The following is an 841-nucleotide window of genomic DNA, read 5'->3' on the forward strand; positions in this document are numbered from 1 at the left end:
CTAGGGTCAGGACCCATTGATTTAAGATGCTCGATCTGATTCAGGTTCCGCAAGGAGACTGAGCATGAGCGACCTTTACTGGCTGACGGACGAGCAGATGGCACGGCTTCAGCCGTATTTCCCCAAGAGCCATGGCAGGCCAAGGGTCGATGATCGGCAGGTGTTGAGCGGCATCGTTTTTGTGAATCGCAATGGGCTGCGATGGCGCGATGCGCCGAAGGATTATGGTCCGCACAAGACACTTTACAACCGGTGGAAGCGGTGGGGTAAGATGGGTGTCTTCCTCCGCATCATGGAGGGGCTGGCCGCCGCAGGCGCTGAGCCCAAGACGGTGATGATCGACGCGACCTATCTGAAGGCACACCGCACGGCATCGAGCCTGCGGGTTAAAAAGGGGGTCTCGGGCGGCTGATCGGCCGCACCAGAGGCGGCATGAACACGAAGCTTCATGCCGTCACCGATGCCAACGGTCGGCCTCTCAGCTTCTTCATGACCGCTGGCCAGGTCAGCGATTACACCGGCGCTGCGGCGCTGCTCGAAGATCTGCCAAAGGCGCAATGGCTCCTGGGCGACCGTGGCTACGACGCCGACTGGTTCCGGGATGCCTTGCAGGCCAAGGGCATTCAGCCATGCATCCCAGGTCGGAAGTCCCGGCTCGCACCCATCAAATACGACAAGCGCCGCTACAAAAGCCGTAGCCGCATCGAGATCATGTTCGGACGCCTGAAGGACTGGCGTCGTGTCGCTACACGCTACGATCGATGCCCGACGGTCTTCTTCTCAGCCATCGCCCTCGCCGCCACCGTCATCTTCTGGCTATAGCCAATGAGTCCTGACCCTA

Annotated in this window: 1 protein-coding gene; it reads left to right on the forward strand. The window is 60.3% G+C overall.

Annotated elements, in window-relative coordinates; all coding sequences use genetic code 11:
- The first annotated feature begins 64 nt into the window (after positions 1-64).
- Positions 65-822, forward strand: a protein-coding gene (locus tag J4G32_RS20640) for an IS5 family transposase (protein WP_210497488.1) whose coding sequence is annotated in 2 segments (ribosomal slippage) — positions 65-389 and positions 389-822 — 759 coding nt in all. Because the reading frame shifts where the segments join, the coding sequence is not laid out codon by codon here.
- Positions 823-841: the final 19 nt, after the last annotated feature.

Origin of the sequence: Microvirga antarctica (genome assembly GCF_017921815.1) — a bacterium.
GTDB lineage: Bacteria > Pseudomonadota > Alphaproteobacteria > Rhizobiales > Beijerinckiaceae > Microvirga > Microvirga antarctica.